Here is a 426-nt window from a genome sequence, read left to right as displayed (position 1 = left end):
CGTTAATGAATCATATGAGTATTACGTTGTTGGAGACGATGCTCGGATTTCTACTTGGTACCTTTTGCGGCATTTTACTCGCTGCCGCCTTATGGTGGTCCACCCGTCTGGCGAACGTTCTTGATCCATATTTAGTCATTTTAAATGCCATGCCGAAAGTCGCTCTCGCCCCGATTTTAATTGTTGCACTTGGACCTGGCATGATCAGCATTGTCGCCATGGGCGCGATCATTAGTGTGATCATTACAACGATTGTCATTTATACAGCCTTTCAAGAGGTCGATGAGAACTATTTGAAAGTAATGAAAACCTTTGGTGCGAAAAAAAGCGTTGTCTTTCGTGAGGTCATGTTGCCAGCGAGTATTCCAACGATGATCTCTGCCATCAAGGTGAATGTTGGTCTTTCTTGGGTTGGGGTCATTGTAG

1 protein-coding gene is annotated in these 426 nt (G+C 44.6%); it reads left to right on the top strand.

Translation table 11 applies throughout. The annotated features are described in order from the left end of the window. The coding region (locus SB775_RS27525) for an ABC transporter permease (protein ID WP_410864310.1) at positions 1-426 on the top strand (426 nt) is incomplete at both ends.

This window comes from Peribacillus sp. SIMBA_075 (assembly GCF_046534585.1).
Note: the sequence above shows the minus strand (reverse complement) of the source record. Positions and strands in the feature narration are given on the sequence as shown.